Source organism: Butyrivibrio sp. YAB3001, from assembly GCF_900112195.1.
In the GTDB taxonomy this organism is placed as follows: Bacteria; Bacillota; Clostridia; order Lachnospirales; family Lachnospiraceae; genus Butyrivibrio.
On sequence record NZ_FOKR01000047.1, the window covers coordinates 1 to 3,524 of the forward strand.

Sequence of the window (3,524 nt, forward strand, 5' to 3'; positions counted from 1 at the left end):
AAATGTGAATCAGACATTGTATCATTAGCGAAAAAATCTTGAATGATAATATAGCTGCATAGTATAATAACAGTTGCTTTTGTGCTCACAATTGCTGATGGTTATGACCAATTGCGAGTACAAAAGAATGGGGAATAATTAAAAGAAATGGAGAGAATGTATGAAAAAAATTAAAAAAATTTTGTTACTGTTGTGTGTGTTTGTCTTAGTTTCCTTAAACTGTAACGGCATAACTTCTTATGCTGCAACAGGAAATCCTATCGGAAAAATATCTGATGTGAAAAGTAATAACCACAATTTCAATTCAGCTACTACGATTCCGGCAAATAAATATGTTCAGGGAAGAGTAGAGGATAACTCACCTTCAAAGGCAGATTATTATAAGTATAAGACCACTGAAAAAGGATATGTTCAGTTCAAAGTTTCCAGAATAAAAAAGAAGTATGAGTATCTTTGTTTGTATGTCTATGATGCAAATAATAAGCTTTTATGGGAAAAAGATAACATCCAGGATGTAACAACTACTTTTAAAATGAATTTCAAAAAAGGAACGACATACTATTTAAGAGTTAAAGCACGTGGATATTCTAGCGAATATGATGCTAAATGTGACGAATATCTGATTTGGGCTGTTGAAACTAAAGCTCCTTATATGGAAGTCGAAAGAAATGACAATTTTTCTCAGGCTAGCGCACTTACTCTTAATAAGAACGCTACCGGAATAATAATGGATGAAAATGATTCTGATTATTTCAAGTTTAAGGCACCTGAGAACGGCACTTATAAATTTACATTCAACTATTCAACCGGAGAAGATATCGGCGAAGGTTGGAATATGTTTTTCTACAATCAGAATGCGGAAGAATTAAAGAGAAAAGAAAAAATGCTTGTAAAAACCACATTTTCCAAGAAGATGAAAAAGGGTGAAACTGCTTATATAGTTTTAAAATGTGCAAGTTCATACTATAGCAGACCAATTTTTGGAGAAACATATACTGTAAAAGTAACCAAAAAGTAATTTGTGTATAAGCGATTGACTTTAATATCATTTTCATAAATGCAATAAAAACGTACCAGCGAGTATTGGGTGATATCCACCGATTCGCCGGTACGTTTTTTATGATAATTATTGTTTGAATACATTCAAAATCGTCAGTGAGAGATAAGGGGCAGGAGGAAGGTGCGAGGGGGATTTGCGAACATTCGCACGAGTACGTAAATTCATGAGCGCAAAAAAGAAAAGAAGCTTTCCTGCTTTTGGTTCACCAAATTTTGAACCATAGGAAAGCTTCTTTGAGTTTTTGTACCATGAATTAGTACGAGCCAGAAGTTCGCAAATCCCCCTCGCTCCTTTGCCTGCCCCTTATCTCGGACTTGCCTTTAGCAAATACATCAATGATGGAACAATCTAAGTCCTGTGAAGGCCATTACCATATCGTGGGTATTGGCAGCTTCGATAACATTGTCATCACGAACTGAACCGCCAGGCTGAGCAACATATTTTACGCCACTCTTTGCAGCTCTTTCAATGTTGTCACCAAATGGGAAGAAAGCATCTGAACCTAAAGCAACATCAGTGTTCTTGTCAAGCCAAGCTCTCTTTTCCGCCTCAGTAAATACCGGTGGCTGCTCCTTGAAAATATTCTGCCACTTGCCATCTGCAAGTACATCCATGTAATCTGCGCCGATGTAAAGATCAATAGCATTGTCTCTGTCAGGACGCTTGATGCTGTCAAGGAAAGGAAGGTTAAGAACCTGAGGAGCCTGACGCAGGAACCAGTTGTCAGCCTTGGAGCCTGCAAGTCTTGTGCAGTGGATTCTTGACTGCTGACCTGCTCCGATACCGATTGCCTGACCACCCTTAACATAGCATACTGAATTTGACTGTGTATATTTAAGTGTGATAAGCGCAATGATAAGGTCAATCTTTGCTGATTCAGGAAGTTCCTTGTTGTCTGTCACAATGTTTGAAAGCATGTCTTCGCCAATCTCAACAAAGTTGTGGCCCTGCTCGAAAGTTACTCCAAATACCTGCTTCTTTTCAATGGCAGCAGGAGTGTAGTTTTCATCAATCTTAATTACAGCATAGTTGCCGTTCTTTTTAGCTTTTAAGATTTCAAGAGCTTCGTCTGTATAGCCCGGAGCGATGATTCCGTCTGAAACTTCTCTTTTTACCAGCTTAGCTGTGCAGGCATCGCAGACATCAGATAAAGAAATAAAATCTCCAAAAGAAGACATTCTGTCAGCACCGCGTGCTCTTGCATAAGCATTTGCAAGTGGTGTGAGTTCACCAAGATCCTCCACCCAGTAAATCTTTTTCTCGATATCGGTGAGAGGAGTGCCTACTGCTGCACCAGCTGGAGATACGTGCTTAAATGATGTAGCAGCTGGAAGACCTGTAGCCTTTTTGAGCTCTGAAACAAGCTGCCATCCATTTAATGCGTCGAGAAGATTGATATATCCCGGTCTTCCGTTTAATACTTCGATTGGAAGATCTGATCCATCCTCCATATAAACTCTTGAAGGTTTCTGATTTGGGTTACAACCATATTTTAATTGAATTTCGTTCATGTCTGCTCCTTTATCTGATTAGCAATTCTTGTTAATGATTCTGCTTTCATATTTTCCTGTAGCAATCTCAATATATCTTGTGAAAAGAGATACCTTGTTATCTGCATTAAGCGCATTCCATACTTTGTCCGTAAACTCATCGATTGTGCCTTCGATATTTACAAGTGTAGGTTCACCTTCATAGCTTGGAAGAGGATTTCCATCGCGCATATATGTGTGGATAAAATAGCCTTCGCCTGCCTTTGGATTTTCATAAGAATAAGTAAATCTCTGGCAAGAAGAAGGATCACCGTTATTGCTCTTTAAGATAGACATTGAAAAATCATATTTACCATTTTCAACGTTCATGATGCCGGAAATTCTTGGTGTGTAGTTAGGAGCGTCAGGCTCAAATTCTCTTGTTCTAAGAGACTGTTCAAATGTCTGACCTTGGCTCATAAGTTCATAGATTGTATCTGTCTGGTCACCGTTTGTGACAATTGTAGAATTATTAAGAACTCTTACAGGTGCATAGATGATAAGACTTGGGTCTTCCATCTTTGATGGGTCAAAAGCCTGTGTTCTGATTCCTTCGCCATCTTCTACAAATACTCTGTTTCTTGAATTTTCACTTCTTCCCATGATGAAATATGCGCAAGCAGCATACTTTCCATCGGGAGTTGTTCCGATTACAATGCCTCGTCCTGGATAAGTGGTGGAACTAATTTCGCTTCTTAAATCTTTCATTTTTCCTCCAAAAATGTAGATTGTGCTCTACACCGGGATATTGCACTAGGCTCGAAAATACCTCACCAAGTGCCTACCCGTGGTTCGCACTAAGCTCGAAAGTACCTCGCTAAGTGCTCTACACAACAAAACCGCCTGAGCAAACCACTGCTATAGCGGTTGCCCAGGCGGTCGACATTCAAATATTATTATCTGTACTCCCATGTGGTTACCCACTTATCCGCCAG

At 39.1% G+C, this 3,524-nt stretch carries 3 protein-coding genes and 1 riboswitch; of the genes, 1 reads left to right on the top strand and 2 read right to left on the bottom strand.

Going from position 1 to position 3,524, the window contains the following annotated elements:
• The first annotated feature begins 160 nt into the window (after positions 1-160).
• Positions 161-1,018, top strand: coding sequence for a hypothetical protein (locus BM086_RS20320; protein ID WP_092332315.1), 858 nt, complete (start codon positions 161-163; stop codon positions 1,016-1,018).
• A 374-nt stretch (positions 1,019-1,392) separates the two neighbouring features.
• On the opposite strand, the gene BM086_RS20325 is transcribed toward BM086_RS20320, so the two are convergent.
• Both BM086_RS20325 and BM086_RS20330 read right to left on the bottom strand, forming a co-directional pair.
• Positions 1,393-2,571 carry a phosphoribosylaminoimidazolecarboxamide formyltransferase gene (locus BM086_RS20325; RefSeq protein WP_092332320.1) on the bottom strand — a complete coding sequence of 393 codons (1,179 nt, stop codon included), beginning with the start codon at positions 2,569-2,571 and terminating at the stop codon, positions 1,393-1,395.
• Between the two features lie 18 nt (positions 2,572-2,589).
• The gene (locus BM086_RS20330) at positions 2,590-3,297 is read right to left on the bottom strand and encodes an IMP cyclohydrolase (protein WP_092332325.1); all 708 of its coding nucleotides are present in this window, start codon (positions 3,295-3,297) and stop codon (positions 2,590-2,592) included.
• A 154-nt stretch (positions 3,298-3,451) separates the two neighbouring features.
• Positions 3,452-3,524, bottom strand: a riboswitch (ZMP/ZTP riboswitch). This riboswitch is flagged as partial in the annotation.

Excerpts from the sequence above, each read along its gene's own strand:
- BM086_RS20325 (WP_092332320.1), bottom strand. The coding sequence starts at position 2,571 with ATGAACGAAATTCAATTAAAATATGGTTGTAACCCAAATCAGAAACCT.
- BM086_RS20330 (WP_092332325.1), bottom strand. The coding sequence starts at position 3,297 with ATGAAAGATTTAAGAAGCGAAATTAGTTCCACCACTTATCCAGGACGA.
- BM086_RS20320 (WP_092332315.1), top strand. The coding sequence starts at position 161 with ATGAAAAAAATTAAAAAAATTTTGTTACTGTTGTGTGTGTTTGTCTTA.